A 21,122-nucleotide genomic window follows, 5' to 3' on the forward strand; every position below is an offset into this window, starting at 1 on the left:
GAGTACCCAGCGCACGGTTCCCCTCAATATGCTGACTTATCTACAAAATTTATCACCACGGAGTAAAAATGAGCATAACGTTCAACGCGCTGTTGACCACCAAAACCGGCGACACAATTTCAACAACGCGCGTCGATTTTGATGCAGCCGACCTCATGCCGGGTGACGTCAGTGTCGCTATCGACTATTCAACGGTGAACTACAAGGATGCGATGGCCATCAGCGGTCGAGCGCCGATAATCCGTCAGTTTCCATTGATTCCTGGCATTGATTTTTCCGGGGTTGTCGAGTCCTCGTCGCACCCGGGGTTCAACGTCGGTGATCGCGTTGTCGCCAACGGTTGGGGCCTGAGCCAGACCCATCACGGCGGCCTGGCGCAGAAGGCGCGCGTCAAGGGCGACTGGCTGGTTAAATTGCCCGACGTTTTTTCGACGCGTGATGCCATGGCGATCGGCACCGCTGGATACACCGCAATGCTGTCTGTGCTTGCGCTGGAGCATGCGGGCGTGACGCCGGACAAGGGGGACGTGTTGGTGACGGGGGCCGGTGGCGGTGCGGGGTCGGTGGCCGTCATCCTGTTGTCCAAACTGGGTTATCGGGTTGTGGCCTCATACCGGGCGTCTCGAAGAGGCCGGGTACTTACGCGAATTGGGCGCAGCCGAGGTCATCGACCGTCGCACGCTGTCTGAACCTGGCGCACCCATCGGTAAAGAGCGCTGGGCCGGTGCTATCGACTCTGTGGGGAGCCACACGCTCGCCAATGTGCTGGCGCAAACGCGTTATCGCGGCGCGGTGGCGGCGTTCGGGCTCGCACAGGGGGTTGACCTGCCAGGCTCCGTGCTGCCGTTTATTCTGCGTAACGTCACTCTGGCTGGTATCGACTCAGTCAATGCGCCGCAGGACGCACGGTTGCAGGCATGGGCGCGTCTGGCGACCGATCTGGAGCTGGATAAACTGGCACAGGCCACGCAGGTCATCGGTTTGAGCGATGTGGTGGGCCTTGTTGAGCCTATGCTTCACGGGCAGGTGCGTGGGCGCACCGTCGTGGACGTCAATGCCTGATGCAATAGCGTGAAGATTCAGGTGGGATTTTCTCGGGCCTTCGCTACGCCACATCAATTCATCAATACAGGAATTCGAATCACATGAAAGCACTTACATTCAAACGCTATGGCAAATCGCCCGAGATTGGCTTCGCCGAGGTTCCCCATCCCACGCTAAAGCCTGACGAACTGCTCGTTGAGGTTTACGCGGTGGGGCTGAATCCTATCGATAACATGATTCCAACAGGCATGTTCAAACCTATCCTCAAGTTCCCACTCCCGGCCACGATGGGCAGCGATGTGGCCGGCGTGGTGAAAGAGGTGGGTAGCCGCGTGACCCGTTTCAAACCGGGTGATGCTATTTTTGCCAGCCTGTTCGATCTCGGCTTAGGTTCACTCGCTGAATTCGCCGTCGTGCCAGAGAATGTTGCAGCCCCCAAACCGACCAATCTGAACTTCGTGCAAGCCGCCTCGATTCCGATGGTCGGGCTGACCTCCTGGCAAGCCCTAAAAGAGCGGGCAAACCTTCGGAAAGGGCAAAAGGTATTCATCCCCGCCGGGGCTGGCGGTATCGGCACGTTCGCGATCCAACTGGCAAAACACCTGGGTGCCAGAGTCGCAACGACGACCAGCACAGGGAATGTGCAATGGGTCAGCAGCCTGGGGGCCGATGAGGTAATTGACTATAAGACGCAGGCGTTCGAGAACGTGCTACATGGGTATGATGTGGTGCTGGGGACTCTCAGGGGCGATGAGCTCAAAAAATCCATCAACATCCTTAAACCGGGAGGCAAAATTGTTTCTCTGATTGGGCCGCTGGATGCGGCGTTCGCCAGCTCTCGTCGGCTGAATGTCGTGCTAAAATTCGTCTTCGGCCTGATGAGCCGCAAAATCATGCGTCTTGCGGGTAAGCGTGACGTTTCCTACTCATTTCTGTTTGTGCGCCCCGATGGGCGTCAATTATCGGACATTGGCAGCTTACTTCAGTCTGAACAGATTCATCCCGTTATCGATAAGGTCTTTCCGTTCGACCAGGCCAAGGACGCGCTGGACTACCTTGCTCAGGGACGCGCCAAAGGCAAGGTCGTTGTTCAGCTAAAATAAGTGTTTCCAGGCCGGGTGCGGCCTTCTGGCTGATTGCGCGGATATTTTATTCTCGCACCAAACTGACCCCAAATATGGCCACTACATTCTCCCGATGCGGAGGAAACCAAACGTGGCCAGCAGCATGAACCCGGCTGTTTGAAAGAGGAATCGTTGCGCCCTCGCACTGGTGAGGTGGTGACATGACGGTTCCCTCTGATTGCGGGGAAAAACGCAATCGAACCCGCTTTACCCGTATTTTTACCCGCAAAGGGGTGTAGCTTCGAGTGTTTTTTAATAGACGTGTGTAGACATGGAGAAGGGGATAACCCATTGACAAAAAGCAAAAAACCAGACGTCAGTAGACATCTGGTTTCTTTAAATTGGTTCCTCTGACTGGGATCGCCTTTGCCAGTAACTGGCTAATAAATAATCTAAGCTAGGAGGTCTTGTCCGTCAAGACAACTAGAATGACCATCTTTCATTGAAGCCTAAATAGCTTCTCATATTACCGCTCCACTTTAGCCAGGCCAGGTTGATTGCCGGGAAACGGTGAAGCTGCATTCATAAATTGCGTTACCTGTTTCAGTGACTGCCACAGGTACCGGCACTGATGGTTCCGCGTTATTGTTTCGTGTAACGACAACCACAGCCGCTCTATCGGATTCAGCCACGGCGAATAGGTCGGCAGAAACAACAGCTGGAACTTGCTGTTCTCCGCCAGCCAGCGCTCCACTTTGTGGCTTTTATGGATGATGTCGTTATCAACCACCAACGTAATGGTTTTCGCCCGCCGGTATGTGCGTTGTAATGCCTCTAACAGTTTGATAAATAAATCAGAACTCTTGATGTTGCCACTAACGTAGGAGACTCGGCCCGTCCCCGAATGCAGTGCGCCAGCCAGATAATGTTTCTGGTTCTGTCCCGGCGTGGCGATACGCTTCTGCTGCCCTTTGGGCATCCAGTCGGCACCGATTTTCGGGTTCAGGTCGATATCGACTTCATCCTGATAAAACACAGGATTAGCCGCTGAGCACTGAGCCAGCGCCTGCTCGATGGCAAGCCGCTTTTCATCATAATACGGGTCCCTGATTTTCAGCGTCGGTGCGGCCCTGCGCCAGACCATACCGGCCTGTTTGAGGTATCGGTGCAGGGTGGAACGGTGAAGCGTCACGTCAAAAAGCCGGTTGACGATACGGGTTAGTAACTCCGTACTCCAACGGGAGCGCAGCCAGCCGAAATCCTTCGGCGACCGTTGAACCAGCAAGGGAAGCACTCGCTGGATATCGGTGACCGGCCAGCAAGGCGCACGACCGGGCCTGAGGCTCTTTAGTCCTTCAACACCCTGCAAAGTAAACCCGTTTATCCATCTTCCGACGGATGAACGCGCAGCACAGAGCAGTCTGGCAACTTCGGTGACGGTTATTCCCGATGCAACATCAACATGGCAATGAGAGTCGTCTGGAATAATTTTTATCGCGGGTTTGTTGGGCTTCTTTGCACATCAGTTGTCGTTCTTCATCAGGGATTGCTGCTATGATCGGCATCGCTCAGTCCGGTTGGTGATTTGTGATGTTTGGCGATTGAAAAGACTCGCTCAACTCGGACTGAGTTCCCTTCAAGTGATCTACTATTTTTTTGCGAAGCTATTTAGTGGACAGCAATTGGTGGTTGATCGTGTAAGCGAGTGCAGCTCATAGCTAATGTGAGCACGAGCGTTTGATTAGTCGCAATTAATCTTGGTAAAAACCGGCGCTGATTGCAAGCACGGGGAGTTTCGATTGCGAACCGCTGCAACTATGTTTACATAAATAGAAATAGTTTAGTCACGATAGAACAAGGAGAGGCATCTTATGTTGGCGCGTATGCCCCTCCACTAGTAAATTATGTAGTCGGCAAATTCTCAATTGATCGCATCAAGATCCACCAACTCGACATGCGAAGAATTCCAATTGTTATTTATAATTGTCAATATTAGCGATGAAATGTGGTTTGATATTGAATCATTGTTAAGTATTGGGAAATCCATAGCAATAATTCCTTTCCACTGATTCTCGTTTTTTCGTAAAAAATCATACAACCATGGATTGATTTTATTTGAAAAATTCTCCGGTCCGTTTGGTGTGGGAGTTCCCTCATATCCGCTGGAAAAATTCATAATAAGGTTTTTATTATATTTTTCATCATGTGAAAGGAGTTTTTTTATTGCTTCTTTTTTTTGTTCTAATTCAGTTGGATTGTATAGGTCTTGGACGGCTAGCGTGCATTCGCCATTAATTAAAAAAAATGCCGAATTGTCTTTCCAGCCAGAGTACGCATTTATTCCTAACTCCCTCGTTCCTGAGTCGAATCGTCTAATGAGGACAATTTTTTTTCGAGCGTCTTTTAGTTTAGGAACTGTTGTTTCTTGGTAGAAAAGTTCGCAATATTTGTTGTTTATATAATAGCTATTTAAAAAAATGGTGCAGAAATTTGGATTTTTATCACCTTCTTCCTTTAGGCTCATTATGATTGTTTCAGATGGGTTCCTCTCGATAAATTGAGCCACTTCATCAAGTACCTCATCCATAGAAATGTGCTGATATATAGGCCCGTGGTAAACAAGTAGCTCGCCAGTGGGGCTAACGGCACATCTAATATCAAGGAATCTGACCCCTAGGTTTAGCTGGGAGGTAATCCCATAATTTTGACATTTGGAGAATGTGTTTTGAGCGTAAAGTGCGCAACTATCATGTGTACCTGGGATGCATAATTCGTATAAATATTTCTCATCGCACAGATTACTCATCCATGATTCCAAATTGCGGCTTAGAAATACGAAGCCATAGTTTGGCGATGAATTTGTGCAACATATAAATGCTTTTATATCATTTGAAATATAAACTTGAAATAAATTGTCATAATGCGCGGTCATGGCGTCCCAGATGATCGGGCCGAGCGTACCTACCCCAATTTTATTCTCGCCAGCTAGAGGATTGGAGAATGAGAAGGCAATATTTTTTGTGATTGTTTTATATGTGGCATACCCGGAACATCCGGTTACGGCATAATTTTTTTCATAGCATTGAACCGTTCCAATATGCCTGTTTGGAATACTTTTTGGCCAGCACTGGCCATCGCCAACTCCACCTGTATCAAACCAATCATCAAAATAAGTTAGCTCTAGGCCGGAGTAGTTGAGAATAGTTAGATTAACTGCATGAGACTTACTCGTCTTTTGAAAGTTAATACAAGAGGTCAGAATGATTTTTGCGTTATTCGTTGAGGATTCTGTGCATTGGGCAATAGCCGAATATGTATCTGATATTTTAGCAAAGAAAATTTTGTAATCATGATCGCCCATATCGGCCCACGTTTTATCCCCATTGCTACCGATACCTACTTTGTTATTCCCGACTGATGGATTTGAAAAGGCTATTGTTATCTCTTCATTTTCTGCTTTGTAAACAACATATCCCGAGCAACCCACTGGTGAATAATCTTTTTCGCAGCATTGAATAATTGCTTCAGTGTCATTTGCAATTAATTTTGGCCATTCATAATTATCAGATAGTCGGCCCGAATCAAACCAGTGTCTTGAGTAATTTAAGTCTCTTCCGCTTATGTTTGTAATATCAATATTTACAATATGTGATTTTCCCATTATATCTATCCTTTGTTCTTGTTCAAGAAAAGCGGTATAGAAAATGAATATTCTATTTTAATAGTAGGATTAAATGCCGACCATATGATATGGATGTTTAACATTGGCCAGCTTTAAATAGCTGTAACGTTCCTGCTTACTTTAACTGGCTTGTTAGTATAGCTTTTCTGTGGTTGGAAGTACTTCGCCACCTTCGCCAGACATGTGAATGGTGGGGCCAATATATCTCTGCTGAGATGATTGCTCGTCTTTCTTTATTGTGCAATCCATTACAACGGCAAATATATTTCCAGTGACGGCGTAGTCGTAATCCTTATTGAAAATAGTCCCTTTATATTTTAAAACATTCAGTTGATTGGAGAGTTCTAGCATTTTTTCGACAATTAAATCTTGAGATTTTTCTGTTAAACCCCATTTTTCCATTGTATGTTTTGTTTCTTCATATGAGGCTTTGGCTGATCCAAAGAAAGGTAAGAAACTAATTCCACCGCTAGCGGTTTTCTTAGAATTCTCTTCGTATTCGTGTCGTTTTGATGCATCCAAGAGACTTTTAATCAATTCGTTCATCGTTTGTATACCAGCCGGTGTTATGCATTGCAGTTTTATTTCGAAATCTACATCAATTACAGCGTGAGGAGGGACTGTGTAGGTTACGCCTGAGCATTGACCTTGGCCATATGTGTTGATTGTTATGCCATTAGATGCTGAATCGCCAACTGATAATTGTACTTTCACTAATGGGGATGGGTGAATAAAATCATCATAATCTATGGTTTCAAGATGAAAAGTTGAGTTTATTTTCTTTGTCGTATTCATGATTAATCTACCTATTGTGAGAACGTAAGTGAGATATGTAGTTGAATTGAAAATGTTTAATTTAAATTTTTTGGGAAATAGTTAATAATGTGGAATATTTTGTAGAGAAAATACCTAATAAGCTAATTATTTTAAGGCTTTTAATATATTGGGATGAATACTAAGCTTTGACCTTATACATGAACCATGAATAGGGTGTCAGCACATCATCTCTCGCTTTCAGTTAATAAAAAAAACGTGACTAAAAGCAAAACATTCTACATGCTTAAAAAATATGACAAATTGCAGTATAGTATAAACGACTACGAAATCAAAATTTTCTCTGCCGTGATTGCTCTCGAAAGTCTGATTGATAATCTGCTCCCGTAGCCTTTGATGGGGTGTTTGATCCTACCCACCATTAGTGGACACGCAACTAAGTGAGTAAACTCTCAAGTAAGAGGTGATTACTCATGACAAAACCAGCATCAACCAGCAAAACAGCCCGTAAATAGTACACACCTGAATTCCGCAATGAGGCCCTGAAACTGGCAGAGCGTATTGGCGTCGCTGCTGCTGCTCGTGAACTCAGCCTGTATGAATCACAGCTCTATGCCTGGCGCAGCAAGCTAAAGAATGCCCATTCTTCTTACGAACGTGAGCAGGAAATGTCTGTTGAAATCGCCCGCCTTAAGCGGCAACTGGCTGAACGGGATGAAGAACTGGCCATTCTCCAAAAGGCCGCGAAATACTTCGCGAAGCGCCTGAAATGAAGGTTGTCTTCATCGAAAAGCATCAGGCCGAGTTCAGCATCGCTGATGAGTTGCCGGAGTACAACATCAAAACCATCGCTGCCAGCCTGCGTCGTCAGGGATTATGGGCGAAAGCCAGCTGTAAATTCAGCCCGGTCAGCTACCGTGAACAGGGTCTGCCGGTATCGGAAAACCTGCTGAAGCAGGACTTTATCGCCAGTGGCCCGAACCAGAAATGGGCGGGTGACATCACTTACTTACGTACAGATGAAGGCGGGTTGTATCTGGTGCTCGACCTGTGGTCTCGTGCCGTTATTGGCTGGTCGATGTCCTCACGAATGACGGCGAAACTGGTCTGCGATGCGTTACAGATGGCACTCTGGCGGCGTAAACGCCCGAAAAACGTTATCGTTCACACGGATCGCGGCGGGCAGTACTGTTCAGCGGATTATCAGGCATTGCTGAAGCGGCACAGCCTGCGCGGCAGCATGAGCGCAACAGGTTGTTGCTACGATAATGCGTGCGCAGAAAGCTTCTTTCATTCACTGAAAGTGGAATGCATCCACGGAGAGCGCTTTACCGACCGTGAAATTATGCGGACGACGGTATTTAATTATATCGAGTGTGATGACAATCGCTGGCGTCGTCACAGTGCCTGTGGCGGTCTCAGCCCGGAACAGTTTGAAAACGAAAACCTCGCTTAGGGCTGTGTCCACATTACGTGGGTAGGATCATGATTCTATTAACGCACTACACGACAGCGTTCGAAAGCCGTGACCGCACAGATCGGTTTTGGTGTCATAGCCCATTTTTCGTAGCGCCTTGTTGATGGTGTTCTCACTCATCGGCTTCATCGCATCATAACAGCCCGTCAGGATAAAGCCGTCATCGCCGTTAACGTCATAGGTGAGGTCTTTAAGCTCTTCTAAAATTGCCACTGCTTGTTCGCATAGGGGAACATAGTGCTTTCTGCGCATTTTAGCCCCACGGCCTGAATGTTTGATCCCTGCAATCGTTTCACGCTGTTCAGGGATAACCCATAAGGCACTGTTAAAATCGATCTCTGACCATCGGGCAAAGCGGAGTTCACTGGAGCGAATAAATATCAGCAGAGTGAGTTTTATCGCCAGCAGGGTCAGCCTGCTACGTCCCTGATAGCCTTCAATGCGTTCCAGTAGGGCAGGTATCTCTTCCAGCTCGATAGCGGGGCGGTGCTCTGTCTGTGGTTTCTGAACCGCGCCTTCCAAATCATAGGCAGGGTTAAAGCGGATCATCTTTTGCTGGACGGCATAACGCATAATGGCAGTGGCATATTGCTTCACCCGCATAGCGATTTCCAGATAACCCAGCTTCTCTATCTTTTTGATGGGAACCAGCAGATCGCCTGTATCCAGTTCAGCAATATCTCTGTTGCCAATATCAGGGAACAGGTAGGTTTCAAGACGGGTCCAGACAGAACGCTGATAATCTTCCGACCATGTGGTTTTGGTGGCAAACCAGTTTCTGGCTACCGTTTTGAAAGCGCAAGTGTTGTTACGCTTTTCCTGAACGATTTTGTTGTCAGCCTGTTTTTTAGCGCTCGGATCAATTCCCGCCGCTAACAGCTTTTTGGCATCATCGCGTCGTTGTCTGGCATTCGCCAGTGAAACAGCCGGGTAGACGCCTAAAGCGAGTAATCTTTGCTTCTTTTCGAAACGATAAGACAAGCGCCAGTATTTAGATCCATTAGGATGCACTAACAGGTGCATACCAAAGCTATCAGTAAGCTTATATTCCTTCTCAAGAGATTTGGCATTTTTTACTTTGGAATCAGTTAGTGACATGATTTGCCCCCTTGAGTTGTTGGTATAAGCAAAATCGAACCAGAGATACCAACGATTCTACCAACAAAAGTGGTGGGCAGTAGCGTTTTTTGGTGAACGAGGGTGAAGCTAAAGAAGGGGATAACCAATTGATTAAAAGCAAAAAAGCAGACGTCGGTGAACGTCTGCTTTCTTTAAATTGGCTCCTCTGACTGGACTCGAACCAGTGACATACGGATTAACAGTCCGCCGTTCTACCGACTGAACTACAGAGGAATTGTTGGAACGGGGCGAATATTATCTGCGGTGTTGTTAGGTGTCAACGGGGAATATGGTTATTTCATCCCGATTGCTTGCCTTATATACAAAAACAGGCGTATGGCCGCATTTTTCAGCTATTCACTTCACTGACTTTGCCGTTTGCCTGTGCTGCCAATCCTGTAACCGTTCCAGCGGTTTCTGGCGATAGAATCTACAAAAATTTTGGTATACCACAGGAAAGCGCTCGGCCAGTAACTCAGGAGCACTAAAGAAATACTCGGAGAGTACCGCAAAACACTCTGCCGGGCTGGTTACTGCATAAGCATCCATACTGGTGGCCTCTTCGCCAACCAGCTCAATTTCCTCAAGCAGTTCCGCCATTGCTGCATGGAGCGCTCGTTCCCAGTTTGCCACGTCACGTAATGGCATAGCCGGCACGCCGGAGGGACGCTCATTTCCTCGTTTATCAAGTGTATGCGCCACTTCGTGAATCACTAAATTGAACCCTGATAAATCAAATGAATCCTGGATTTCCAACCAGTTGAGCACGACTGGCCCTTGATCCCAGTGCTGTCCTGATTGCGTAACAGGGCCGCTGTGTACTAAACCGAATTCATCGATCCATTCGTCCTCGACCACGAATGGCGCTGGATAAATCAGCACATCATGAAACCCATCGAGCCACTCAATACCGAATTCCAGTATCGGTAAGCTAAATAGCAACGCAATTCGTTGTGCCATTAACTCGGTAAGTTTCAGATCTTGCAGTGGAATGAGCCGCTTCTGGCGCAGAAACTGTTGAGCCAGTACAGTAAGCCGTTGCTGGTCTGCGACCGTTAATGGAGCAAACAGAGGTATTGACAGCGCAGGCTGCCAGTTGGATTCACTGTCATGGGGGGAGGATTTCCATTGCCACTTCATCATGGTGTTGCTCGCTAAGTCATCACTTGAACTCAAAGGCGTCGGTTTAGGCTTGTTAACATGCCATAAAACAGGGCATCATGGTGGCCGTTTTTACGGAGAGATGCCGGAGCGGCTGAACGGACCAGTCTCGAAAACTGGAGTAGGGGCAACTCTACCGGGGGTTCAAATCCCCCTCTCTCCGCCATTTTCAATAAAATCATTCAGTTATAATAAACTCTTTATCCCGTACTCGCTTGCTGCTGGCGCTCATCTCGCCGATCTGTTTTTCACCTCTATTTTTATCATGCCGTGTTATTTTCAGCATTAATATTTGTTATTTTTTAACGCGACATCACCATAAATTAATCCCTAAATTTACTGCTATTAATCATGTCTGGTAGAGTGTTTATTTTTTTTTGATATTAAAACCTGTAATAGTAATTTCTATACCGGTAGTTTTTACTGATTAATTTTATTCCTTTCGCTCATAGCACAACAGTGATTTGGGGAATATCTATTATCAACAGCCTATGATAGCACTCAACGTGAGTTAAACGTTGATGCGCGATCCCTTTTATTGGTTTCTTAGGGGTTTATTTTTTATCAATAAGGCTTAAAAAATGACCGAAGAAGATATTTACCCATTGTTAGGTAAACTGGCTAATGGCCATGTTTATGCATATGCAGTGCCGTGCTGTGATTATCATCAACACCATGAGTGCCATTCGTTTATTTTATTTTCTCTGAGTCAGGAAAATCAGTATGACGCCAGTCAGACGCTGACCGGGCAGAATATTAATCTTGCCGTGGATTGTTACGCACATACCCTTGTTGCTGCACGAAAATTAAGGGAGCAGGTGTGGCAGGCGTTGATGGTGTTAAAACCCCGCAAGACGGAAGAGTATAATGATTTTGATGTTGAATATGACCAGTTCCGTATGACATTAAATATCAATATCTCCCGCTAGTTAAATATCGTCGTTAATTATACGTGCGTTGGCTGTTATGGCCGGGCCTTGTCGCATAACAAATAAAAGGTATAAATTTATGTGGTATCAAAACGGGCGTCTGTCTTTATTTAATGGCAGTAAAGTCGTACTGGGAAATAAAACCGCTTTTTCAGATAAAAAGAATGGCGTGGCCGCCGGCAGTATGCTGCTGGTATTTACCGACGGTCATATACAGATTCATGAAATTGCTGCCGTCGTGTCCGATACTGAGCTGCTGTTAGCCGGTGAATACGCCGGTTGTACGCAAAGTGGCGTGCGCTATGCCATACCGGTATTTGACCAGGGTGATGACGGCTTTGACCATGCAGCGTATGTGGCGCAAATAGCGGCGATACTGGCAGGTTATCAGTCACAACTGTCGCAATGGAAACAGGTGCTGACCGAGCGTGGCCAGGTGACGTTAACGAACGGTGCAGGGCAGAGCGTGGTGGTGAAAACGCTGCCGGATTTGACCGATGCCGTCGGGCGGATGATGGATAAAACGCTGAATGGGGCAGATATTGCGGACAAGGCGCAGTTTGTCGCCAATCTGGGATTGAGCGATGTGGTACATAAGTCAGACCTGGCGAATCATACCCATACTGCCTCGCAAATTACCGATTTCACCGACGCGGTACGTAAGGTGCTGGTCTCGACGCTGGCGGCCGGTCAGGGGGTGTCGTTGGCCTATGATAATGTAAATAATCAACTGATTATCAGTGCAACAGGCAATGGTGGTGGCAGCAGCGGTGGCGGCAGTGGTTACACGGTGGTGACGCGGGTAGGCGTGACGGCGAATCAGATCTTTACGTTTGCGCTGAATACAGCCGGTACGATGGATTACAGTTTTGATGCCTTTGCATTGAAAGAAGAGGCGGGGTTATCGAATCAAACGGCAACGCTGGAGTCATTTGATGCCACCAGTAAGCTGAATTATAACCAAACTTCGTCACTTATTTGGGATGGGGCATTGAAGCCTTATACCGGCGGATTAATGACGTTATCGGCACAAGGATCTGTTTATACTTCGCTTGTTGCGACCAACGTAGGTCAATTAACCGTAAGTGCGATGCCAACATCGTTGGTGCCGCAACTGACTTCATCAACATCTGCCCCAGGAATTACTGTTGCACAAAGTAGTGTATTTGGTGACAACCCGCGCTGGTATGGCTGGAAGGCATTTGATGGTGGCGTAACGGGCGAAGATACGCGTTGGTCAACTCAGACTGGTGCGCCGCAGTGGTTATCGGTTGCGTTTAATGATGCTAAGTCGGTTGATTACTATTTTATTATTTGTCGTCAGGATCTTTCTTCTGGTGGTGTACCGAGAGATTGGCTTTTTCAGGGCAGCGACGATGGGATAAACTGGGTGACATTAGATAGTCAGGCTGGTATATCATTTAAATCTAATGAGAAAAAAATATTCAATATTAATAGATCAACCTATAAGCATTACCGTATTTATGTTACTGCGGTGAACACAAACAGTAGCCTTGTAACTATCACTGAATTTGGGTTATTGCAGCGTGAGCAAAAAATCTTATTGCGTTCTGGAAATAACTATTACACCAGCCTAAATGGTGTGTTAACTCAGGTGGCAACCCCCTCACAACCGGGTGATATTTCCGCTCAGGGCTTTATTAATTCAGGAAAAATCAGTGCGGCATCATTGGCAGATAAATTGCCATTGAGTGTTGTTGCTGAGGGCGCAGGGGATATTGCGGTATCTTTTACTCCCGATGCACAAATCGTTCTTTCTGAGTCGTTGGTTAGTGCAAAATCATGGTCATCCATTAATTCAGCGAAACTGTCTGCAACGCTGACAGGAAATGGTGCAGTATTTCTTGCTATTTCCCGTGATTTGAATGACTGGTTTGTCTGGAATGGAAGTGCATGGGTATCGGTAGGTACGCTCTCTGCGGATGCTAATAGTGCGAATAAGCTGATTGCGAGTGGTATGACGGACGCTGTGTTGAGTAAAATGACTGCCGCCCAATGGGCGCTGCTCTTTCCCGGAACGAATGGCATGCCAGATAAGTTAGGTTTTGCCTTGGCCTTAAGTGTACCTGATTCATTATCAGACAATGTTATTGTTGATGCGCTGACTTTAAATGTAAACAACGCTGCCGCCTGGAAAAAACAAACTGAAACCGAAGTGGAAATTCGCTGGTATCCTGACAAAGTTACGTTCAAACCGATTACGGCTGGGAACTATAAGTTCTCCTATCAACAGTAAAGATATTTCAATTCTATTTTAACTTCTTCTTCGCTATTTTCTGTGCGGGCCATATCTGGCCCGTTTTTATTTTTCAATATTTATTGGGTGCTTGTTGTGCTGTCATATTACAACAAACAATGAGAGTGTGCTTTTCAAAAAAACATTATGATGGTAATTGAAGTGATTTAACAGAAACGATTTTTTATATCTATGCCTTAAAATCTCTATTCTTATTTATAAGGATTAAAAATGACCGAAGAAGATATTTATCCATTGTTAGGTAAACTGGCTAATGGCCATGTTTATGCATATGCGGTGCCGTGCTGTGATTATCATCAACACCATGAGTGTCATTCATTTATTTTATTTTCTCTGAGTCAGGGGAATCAGTATGACGCCAGTCAGACGCTGACCGGGCAGAATATTAATCTTGTCGTAGATTGTTACGCGCATACCCTTGTTGCTGCACGAAAATTAAGGGAGCAGGTGTGGCAGGCGTTGATGGTGTTAAAACCCCGCAAGACGGAAGAATATAATGATTTTGATGTTGAATATGACCAGTTCCGTATGACATTAAATATCAATATTTCCCGCTGATTAAACACCGTCGTTAATTACACGTGCGTTGGCTGTTATGGCCGTGCCTTGTCGCATAACAAATAAAGGGTATAAATTTATGTGGTATCAAAACGGGCGTCTGTCTTTATTTAATGGCAGTAAAGTCGTACTGGGAAATAACACCGCTTTTTCAGATAAAAAGAATGGCGTGGCCGCCGGCAGTATGCTGCTGGTATTTACCGACTGCCATATACAGATTCATGAAATTGCTGCCGTCGTGTCCGATACTGAGCTGCTGTTAGCCGGTGAATACGCCGGCTGTACGCAAAGTGGCGTGCGCTATGCCATACCGGTATTTGGCCAGGGTGATGACGGCTTTGACCATGCAGTGTATGTGGCGCAAATAGCGGCGATACTGGCAGGTTATCAGTCACAACTGTCGCAATGGAAACAGGTGCTGACCGAGCGTGGCCAGGTGACGTTAACGAACGGTGCAGGGCAGAGCGTGGTGGTGAAAACGCTGCCGGATTTGACCGATGCCGTCGGGCGGATGATGGATAAAACGCTGAATGGGGCAGATATTGCGGACAAGGCGCAGTTTGTCGCCAATCTGGGACTGAGCGATGTGGTGCATAAGTCAGACCTGGCGAATCATACCCATACTGCCTCGCAAATTACCGATTTCACTGACGCGGTACGTAAGGTGCTGGTCTCGACGCTGGCGGCCGGTCAGGGGGTGTCGCTGGCCTATGATAATGTAAATAATCAACTGATTATCAGTGCAACAGGCAATGGTGGTGGCAGCGGCGGTGGCGGCAGTGGTTACACGGTGGTGACGCGGGTAGGCGTGACGGCGAATCAGATCTTTACGTTTGCGCTGAATACAGCCGGTACGATGGATTACAGTTTTGATGCCTTTGCATTGAAAGAAGAGGCGGGGTTATTAAATCAAAATGCTATCGAGGAAAAATTTGAATCAGCTAAAAGTGTAAATTACAGGCAGACATCTGCATTAATATGGGATGGCAGCTTGCATTCTTATCTTGGTAGTAATTATTCCTTATCACTCGATGGTGCTTTTTACGCTAAAGAGATTAAAGCGGATGGTAAGTCGATTTCGATTGCTGTAAACGCTAATGATAAGACCTATCCGATTCCACTGATGACATCGAATAACTTACCAAGTGGTTATTTGGTCTCTTCATCGAGTATTTTTCCAGGGAATTATGCGTATTTTGCCTTTCAACAAAAAAATGGCCCATCAACGTCTAGTTGGGCATCTGCGATTAATGATTTACCTGCATGGTTACGCATTGATTTGCCCTCGATGGAAACTGTCAGTGGTTATCAACTGGCGGGGCGAACAAACCCTGTAAGTGCTTATAAGCAGCAACCTACCGCGTTTGATGTTCAAGGTTCAAATGATGGTACGACCTGGGTGACGGTTGATAGCCAAAAGAATTTAGTATGGGCAAGTGCAGATGAAATAAAAACATTCAAACTTTCAACTCCGGTAAAATACTCTAAATACCGTATTTATATTAGTGCAGTAAACAGTAGCCCTGATGTAAATGTATGTGTATCAATGTTTAACTTATTCAATGATGTGCCTAAAACAAAAGCACTGTTACAGGCTGTTGATGGTAATTATTACTCCGTTTCAAATGGCAGATTAAGTCTTATTTCATCATCGATATCAAGTCCAGATTTTGATACGTATGGTTTTTATTCATCAGGGAAAATACTAGAGAGTGAATTGGTTAATAAGTTGCCACTGAAAGTTGTGACTAAAGACCCAGTCTCAGTAACAACGAAATATTGGCCTCACAGCCAAATTGCTGTATCAAACTCATTGATATCATTAAAATCATATTCAAAACTGAATAAGATAAGTGTTGTTTCAACGCAAAAAGCGAATGGTTTAATGAAAATGGCCGTGAGTCGTGATTTGGTCAATTGGGTTGTTTGGGATGGTAGCCAATGGGTTAATATTACTTCTCTCTCAATAGATGATGCTGGCGCTTCTGCTCTGCTAAAAAATGGCATGAGCGCTGCAAATATTAACGGGTTAACTTCATTAGAGTGGGGGCAGTTATTTAATAATCACATTGATAATATTGCATTTGCATATGTATTGGATGTTCCTGATCCAGACAGTGATTTCGTATCATTGGATTCGATCACTCTTAATTTAGACTATGCCTCCATCTGGAAAAAACAAACTGAAACCGAAGTGGAAATTCGCTGGTATCCTGACAAAGTTACGTTCAAACCGATTACGGCTGGCAATTATAAATTTGCGTATCAACAACCGTAGCACCTGATGTACAGCGCTATATCTGTGTTTCCGCTGTCGTGTTGCGCGGCATTATCTATAAACACGGCCCGGTAGACCGGGCCGTGTTTTTTCTAAACCGATTAACCGTGCAGTCGGCGGGCGATATCAGCCACGCGCGCGCCATAAAGACGGGCGGTTTCCAGATCGCCTGCTGGAATGGCATCGGCCCCGGCATCAGACGGTGACTGGATGAGCGCGCCTGCTGAACCGCCCAGATTGTTCGTATCGTTGCGGGTAGAGGCCTGTGCGTTAGCAGGCAGTTGGCCCAGACTGACCCAGATACCGCCATGCTGTGCGGCCAGCGTTTGCAGATAAATCAGCGTCACTTGCTTATCACCATTCAGGCTGGCACTGTTGGCAAAGCCGCCAAAGACTTTGTCTTGCCAGCCACGGGAATACCAAATCTTGGAGCTGGCATCGGCGAATTTTTTAAACTGCCAGGGGACATTCCCCATATAGGTTGGCGCGCCGAAGATGATACCGTCGGCTGCATTCAATGTTTCCCAGTCTGCATCGCGAATATCGCCATTATTATCGATAGCGACCAGGGTCGCTGCTGCGCCCTCCGCCACAACTTCAGCAATGCGTTGGGTATGTCCATAGCCGGAATAATAAACAACAGCAATCTTGCTCATCGCACATCCTCATCTTTGTTCAGAAAAACAGAGTCTAAAAAGCATACGCCATGTATTACGTATCGGCAGCTATCGTGACGAGTTTTTTTTAATAATGAATTATCTAAATGTGCCTTGATACAGAATGAGTAAGCAAGGAGTGAGGTGCCACTTACCTTTTATTGCTTTTTGTTTTAATTTATAACAAAAAACAAGGGTGTGCGGTTATTGACAATCGCAGTGATGCTTTCAACGAAGAGCCGCTATTGGGTTTATTGCGGCTAATATCAATAAACCCATTGTTACGGTTTTTCTTTGGTGGGAATTAATGAACCAACCGTTTGATACCCTCTTTTGCTGGAGGGTAATCACCACATTTTTGGTAAAATTCGAGCGCTTGTTGTTGTATTCCCGCACACTCAAAAATTACGCCAATATTATAATTGGCTTTATAGGAATTGACGCCTTCTTTGCTGCCGGGTGGCCGTGTTGTACAGGATAAAAAAGTATTCACCGCCTGCTGTAATTGGCCGTTATTCATGAGTATCAGCGCCTTAAGAAAAACAAAGTCGGTGGAGGAAAAATAAGATTCATAATCAAGAATGGTCATTGCTTCGGCATAGCTTCCTTGATTAATCAGCGCATAGCCATAGGTTTCAACCAGTTCTTCCACATACTCATATGAAAAATTGGTTTCAAAGCACAGTGCTTTCTGAAAAGCCTGAATAGCAGCAACATAATCACGTTTTAGATAATAGCTTTTACCAAGCTGAAACAATAAATAGGGGTCTTTGGGTTCGGCATCGAGAGCGTGTGTCAGTAATGTAATGTTCCGGGTTATCTTATCTGTTTGTTGCAGGATTTCTTTTTTATAACCAACGTGATTAAGCGTTATCGGCGCAGGGAATGTCTTAAGCGCAGTTTTATTTTTTCTCGGTGTGACCTGCTCATGAATAATGCCGGTGTAATGGTATAAATCTTTATGAAATAAACGACTGATTAACTCTCGAATGGTGCTTTGGCCGGATTCATCATCAATATAATTGATACGCTCCACTCGCCCGATGGCGTTGGGATGCTGTGTAATTAATGCATGCACGGCTTCAATATCAATATATTCAATTTCTTCATCGGCATCGATAATTAAAACCCAGTCATGACGAGCGTGGTGCAGCGATGCGTTGCGGGCGGCTGAGAAATCATTCACCCAGGTAAAGTCATGAACGGAGTCGGTATATTGTTGTGCGATGGCTTTTGAACCATCATCAGAGCCCGTATCAACAACCACAATATCATCAAAATAGGGTGTCAGTGAGGCCAGTGTTCGGGCAAGATGCCTGGCCTCGTTTTTGATTATCATACAAACAGAAATCATATTTCCACCAGGCTTAGGGAGGGCTTGCGATGATGTTAAAAGCCCTCATAGAACATAATTGCCCGCAGCAAGGGCGCTTTTATATGATTTATACCATTGCGCCCGGCATGGACAACACTCATCAGAATAAAGGAATCGGGCGACCTTCTTCATTAACGGCAACAAAATTGAACTGTCCGTTAATGACCTTTTGGCGGCCTTCTGCATACATTTGCTCTAAGAATACGCTCACATCGACAGTCAGGCTGGTCCGGCCAACGCGACTTATCTGGCCGACTAATTCCACAATGGTGCCGGAAGGAATCGGCGTGGTGAAATTGATTTTCTCTGTTGAGACTGTCACCAGCGGTTTATGGCAAAAACGGGTTGCGGTAATAAAAGAAATTTCGTCCATCCATGCCAGAGCCGTACCGCCAAATAATGTCGAGTGGTGGTTGATATTGGTCGGGAAAACCACTTTAGCGACGCGGGTTACTGCGTTTTCGATGCGTTCTTCAAGGGTAAGTTGCGTCATGATATCGCTGCCAGTGAAACAATCAGAGCCCGCATTTTACACCAATTTCTCCGGTGAGATGCAGGCCCGGGCGATCTCTAGGTTATGGATGGTGTACAAACGTCACACTGGGGGTGTTTGGGGAGTGCCATTTCGCGAAATTGCAGTGTCATCGCGTCAAATAACAACAATTTCCCGGCCAGCGGCTGACCATACTGTGCCAGCAATTTAATGGTTTCCATTGCTTGTAGCGAGCCGATAATGCCAACCAGCGGAGCCATGACTCCAGCCTCGACGCAACTCAGCGCGCTGTCGCCAAATAACCGGCTGAGACAACGATAGCAGGGCGCGTCTGGCTGATAGGTAAATACGCTGATTTGCCCTTCCATGCGAATCGCCGCTCCCGATACCAGCGGGATTTTTTCACTAAAACAGGCGTGATTCAGCGCCTCACGGGTGGCGACATTATCAGTACAATCCAGCACCACGTCATGCGTTGCTATGCCAGCGCGTAATGCTGCCGGCTCCAGTTGCGTAGCCCACGTTTCGATGTTGACGTGGGGATTAATTTCTTGCAGCGTCAGACGGGCAGATGCCACCTTTGCCATGCCAATACGCGCATCGCGATGCAGTATCTGCCGTTGTAAGTTGGACAGAGAGACACTGTCGAAATCCAGCAGCGTCAGGCTGCCAACCCCTGCCGCTGCCAGATATTGCGCGGCGGCACAGCCAAGCCCGCCGAGGCCAACAATCAGCACGCGCGCTGCTTTCAGGCGTTCTTGCCCGTCAAAGTCAAACCCGCGTAAGACGATTTGCCGGTTATAGCGTAGCGCTTCTTCATCGGTCAGTTCGGGCAGCATTATTCGTTATCCAATAACAAGGTATTGAATGGTTCAACATCGACCCACTCACCGGCGTTGACAGGGCCGCGCTCGGCTTCCAGCACGATAAAACAGTTCGCCAGGCTAAAGGAACTGAAGACATGTGAACCTTGATGGCCGGTAGAACGCACTTCCAGTTCACCTTGCGTGTTTGGGCTAACCACACCGCGTTGAAAATCGAGGCGACCGGGCGATTTTTTGAGTGTCTGGGTGGTTTTGGCGCGTACCCGTGCCGGTAAACGCCACTGTGTATGCCCGCTAAGGTGGGCCAGCAAGGGTTGAACTAACTGATAGAAGGTCACGGCGGCGGAGACCGGATTACCCGGCAGGCCACAGAACCAGGCGTGCTGTAGTTTTCCGAAGGCGAAGGGCTTACCGGGTTTGATGGCCAATTTCCAGAAATGCACGTTACCTAACTCTTCGAGCATCTGTTTGGTGTAATCGGCTTCGCCCACGGAAACGCCGCCACTGCTGATGACCACATCTGCCGCTGCATCCGCCTGGCGAAACGTCTGGCGTAATCGTGCCGGGTCATCGGGGATGATGCCCAGATCGATAACTTCATGGCCTAATTTTTCCAGCATCAACCTGACGGCAAAGCGGTTGGTATCATAAATTTGCCCGGTCTGTAACGGTTCGCCAACCGGTTGCAGCTCATCCCCGGTTGAAAACAGTGCAACCCGCAGGCGGCGTATCACCTTGACGTGTGCAATACCCAGTGAGGCAAGCAGGGGCAGCGCGGCGCTGCCAAGACGCGTACCGGCAGGCAGTACCTGAGCATCCTGTCGAATATCTTCGCCGATACGGCGAATGTTTTGCCCCGGTTTCACCGCATGCGTAATACGAATGTGGCCGTCGGCATCGGTTTCGGTATGCTCTTGCATCACCACCGCATCGGCGCCTGGCGGAATGGCGGCACCGGTCATGATGCGCACGCAACTACCGGCAGGCCATGCGCCGGTGTAGGGCGCGCCAGCAAAGGCTTTTCCCGCGACAGCTAAGGCACGCCCGTTCAGTTCGTGATGGCGAACGGCATAACCATCCATCGCGGAATTATCGAACGGCGGTACATCTAACGGCGAGGTGATGGCATCAGCGGTGATGCGGCCCGCCGCCTGATGAAGGGGAACGATTTCTGTAGCAGTGATAGCAGGAACCTGTGCCAGCATCGTTTGCCGCGCCAGTTCCAGCGAAAGTAAACCTGAAGTCTCCATGACAGCTCCACAGCGCTATTCACCCCTGTTTGGTGAAAAGCTATCTCATTGATGTGTCGATAGGGACGTATTATGGCAGAGATTGCCAAGTGGAAGAAATGCTCTAATGGCGCGGGCGGGCGGCATCAATGAAAAACGCGGCCAGGGCCGCGTTTGCAGG

The 21,122-nt window shown here is 47.0% G+C and carries 13 protein-coding genes, 2 tRNA genes and 4 pseudogenes; 8 read left to right on the forward strand and 11 right to left on the reverse strand.

Going from position 1 to position 21,122, the window contains the following annotated elements; translation table 11 throughout:
- Positions 1-68 precede the first annotated feature (68 nt).
- Together acuI and O1Q98_RS19515 are read left to right on the forward strand one after the other, a co-directional pair.
- Positions 69-1,062: pseudogene (acuI, locus tag O1Q98_RS19835) on the forward strand (acrylyl-CoA reductase (NADPH)).
- A gap of 83 nt (positions 1,063-1,145) precedes the next feature.
- Positions 1,146-2,147, forward strand: coding sequence for an NADP-dependent oxidoreductase (locus O1Q98_RS19515; protein WP_125259894.1), 1,002 nt, complete (start codon positions 1,146-1,148; stop codon positions 2,145-2,147).
- 487 nt (positions 2,148-2,634) lie between these two features.
- Here O1Q98_RS19515 and O1Q98_RS19520 read toward each other — a convergent pair.
- From O1Q98_RS19520 to O1Q98_RS19530, 3 genes and pseudogenes are all read right to left on the reverse strand, one after another.
- Positions 2,635-3,673: pseudogene (locus tag O1Q98_RS19520) on the reverse strand (IS630 family transposase).
- Positions 3,674-4,029: 356 nt separating this feature from the next.
- A complete protein-coding gene (locus tag O1Q98_RS19525; protein WP_125259893.1) occupies positions 4,030-5,769 on the reverse strand; it encodes a phosphatidylinositol-specific phospholipase C in 1,740 nt (579 codons plus the stop codon).
- Positions 5,770-5,922: 153 nt separating this feature from the next.
- Complete coding sequence (locus O1Q98_RS19530; protein WP_125259892.1) at positions 5,923-6,585, reverse strand: hypothetical protein; 663 nt, start codon at positions 6,583-6,585, stop codon at positions 5,923-5,925.
- Between the two features lie 521 nt (positions 6,586-7,106).
- Here O1Q98_RS19530 and O1Q98_RS19535 point away from each other — a divergent pair.
- Positions 7,107-8,020, forward strand: a pseudogene (locus O1Q98_RS19535) (IS3 family transposase).
- A 30-nt stretch (positions 8,021-8,050) separates the two neighbouring features.
- Here the strand turns inward: O1Q98_RS19535 and O1Q98_RS19540 are convergent.
- The 3 genes and pseudogenes from O1Q98_RS19540 to mtfA all read right to left on the reverse strand — a co-directional run.
- A pseudogene (locus O1Q98_RS19540) lies at positions 8,051-9,139 on the reverse strand (tyrosine-type recombinase/integrase); the annotation flags it as partial.
- A gap of 179 nt (positions 9,140-9,318) precedes the next feature.
- A tRNA-Asn gene (locus O1Q98_RS19545) sits at positions 9,319-9,394 on the reverse strand.
- 123 nt (positions 9,395-9,517) lie between these two features.
- Entirely contained in the window at positions 9,518-10,303 is a 786-nt protein-coding gene (gene mtfA / locus O1Q98_RS19550; RefSeq protein WP_125259891.1) for a DgsA anti-repressor MtfA, read from the reverse strand.
- Between the two features lie 94 nt (positions 10,304-10,397).
- Between mtfA and O1Q98_RS19555 the strand changes: the two genes are divergently transcribed.
- The 5 genes from O1Q98_RS19555 (at position 10,398) to O1Q98_RS19575 (ending at position 16,364) form a co-directional block, all read left to right on the forward strand.
- Positions 10,398-10,487, forward strand: a tRNA-Ser gene (locus O1Q98_RS19555).
- 415 nt (positions 10,488-10,902) lie between these two features.
- Positions 10,903-11,250 (forward strand): hypothetical protein, encoded by a 348-nt coding sequence (locus O1Q98_RS19560; RefSeq protein WP_125259890.1) that lies wholly within the window; start codon positions 10,903-10,905, stop codon positions 11,248-11,250.
- A 79-nt stretch (positions 11,251-11,329) separates the two neighbouring features.
- Positions 11,330-13,507: a discoidin domain-containing protein gene (locus O1Q98_RS19565; protein ID WP_125259889.1), complete on the forward strand. Its 2,178-nt coding sequence runs from the start codon at positions 11,330-11,332 to the stop codon at positions 13,505-13,507.
- A 231-nt stretch (positions 13,508-13,738) separates the two neighbouring features.
- Complete coding sequence (locus O1Q98_RS19570) at positions 13,739-14,086, forward strand: hypothetical protein (RefSeq protein ID WP_125259888.1); 348 nt, start codon at positions 13,739-13,741, stop codon at positions 14,084-14,086.
- 79 nt (positions 14,087-14,165) lie between these two features.
- Positions 14,166-16,364: a discoidin domain-containing protein gene (locus tag O1Q98_RS19575; RefSeq protein WP_125259887.1), complete on the forward strand. Its 2,199-nt coding sequence runs from the start codon at positions 14,166-14,168 to the stop codon at positions 16,362-16,364.
- Between the two features lie 101 nt (positions 16,365-16,465).
- On the opposite strand, the gene O1Q98_RS19580 is transcribed toward O1Q98_RS19575, so the two are convergent.
- The 5 genes from O1Q98_RS19580 to moeA form a co-directional block, all read right to left on the reverse strand.
- Positions 16,466-17,020: a flavodoxin family protein gene (locus O1Q98_RS19580; RefSeq protein ID WP_125259886.1), complete on the reverse strand. Its 555-nt coding sequence runs from the start codon at positions 17,018-17,020 to the stop codon at positions 16,466-16,468.
- A gap of 304 nt (positions 17,021-17,324) precedes the next feature.
- Entirely contained in the window at positions 17,325-18,374 is a 1,050-nt protein-coding gene (locus O1Q98_RS19585) for a glycosyltransferase (protein WP_125259885.1), read from the reverse strand.
- A gap of 121 nt (positions 18,375-18,495) precedes the next feature.
- On the reverse strand, positions 18,496-18,888 hold the full coding sequence (locus O1Q98_RS19590) for an acyl-CoA thioesterase (protein ID WP_125259884.1): 393 nt from the start codon (positions 18,886-18,888) through the stop codon (positions 18,496-18,498).
- A gap of 77 nt (positions 18,889-18,965) precedes the next feature.
- Positions 18,966-19,727 carry a molybdopterin-synthase adenylyltransferase MoeB gene (moeB, locus tag O1Q98_RS19595; protein ID WP_125259883.1) on the reverse strand — a complete coding sequence of 254 codons (762 nt, stop codon included), beginning with the start codon at positions 19,725-19,727 and terminating at the stop codon, positions 18,966-18,968.
- Positions 19,727-20,962, reverse strand: coding sequence for a molybdopterin molybdotransferase MoeA (gene moeA, locus O1Q98_RS19600; protein WP_125259882.1), 1,236 nt, complete (start codon positions 20,960-20,962; stop codon positions 19,727-19,729). The genes moeB and moeA overlap by 1 nt, the downstream gene beginning before the upstream one ends.
- Positions 20,963-21,122 lie beyond the last annotated feature (160 nt).

This window comes from Dickeya lacustris (assembly GCF_029635795.1).
Taxonomy (GTDB): domain Bacteria; phylum Pseudomonadota; class Gammaproteobacteria; order Enterobacterales; family Enterobacteriaceae; genus Dickeya; species Dickeya lacustris.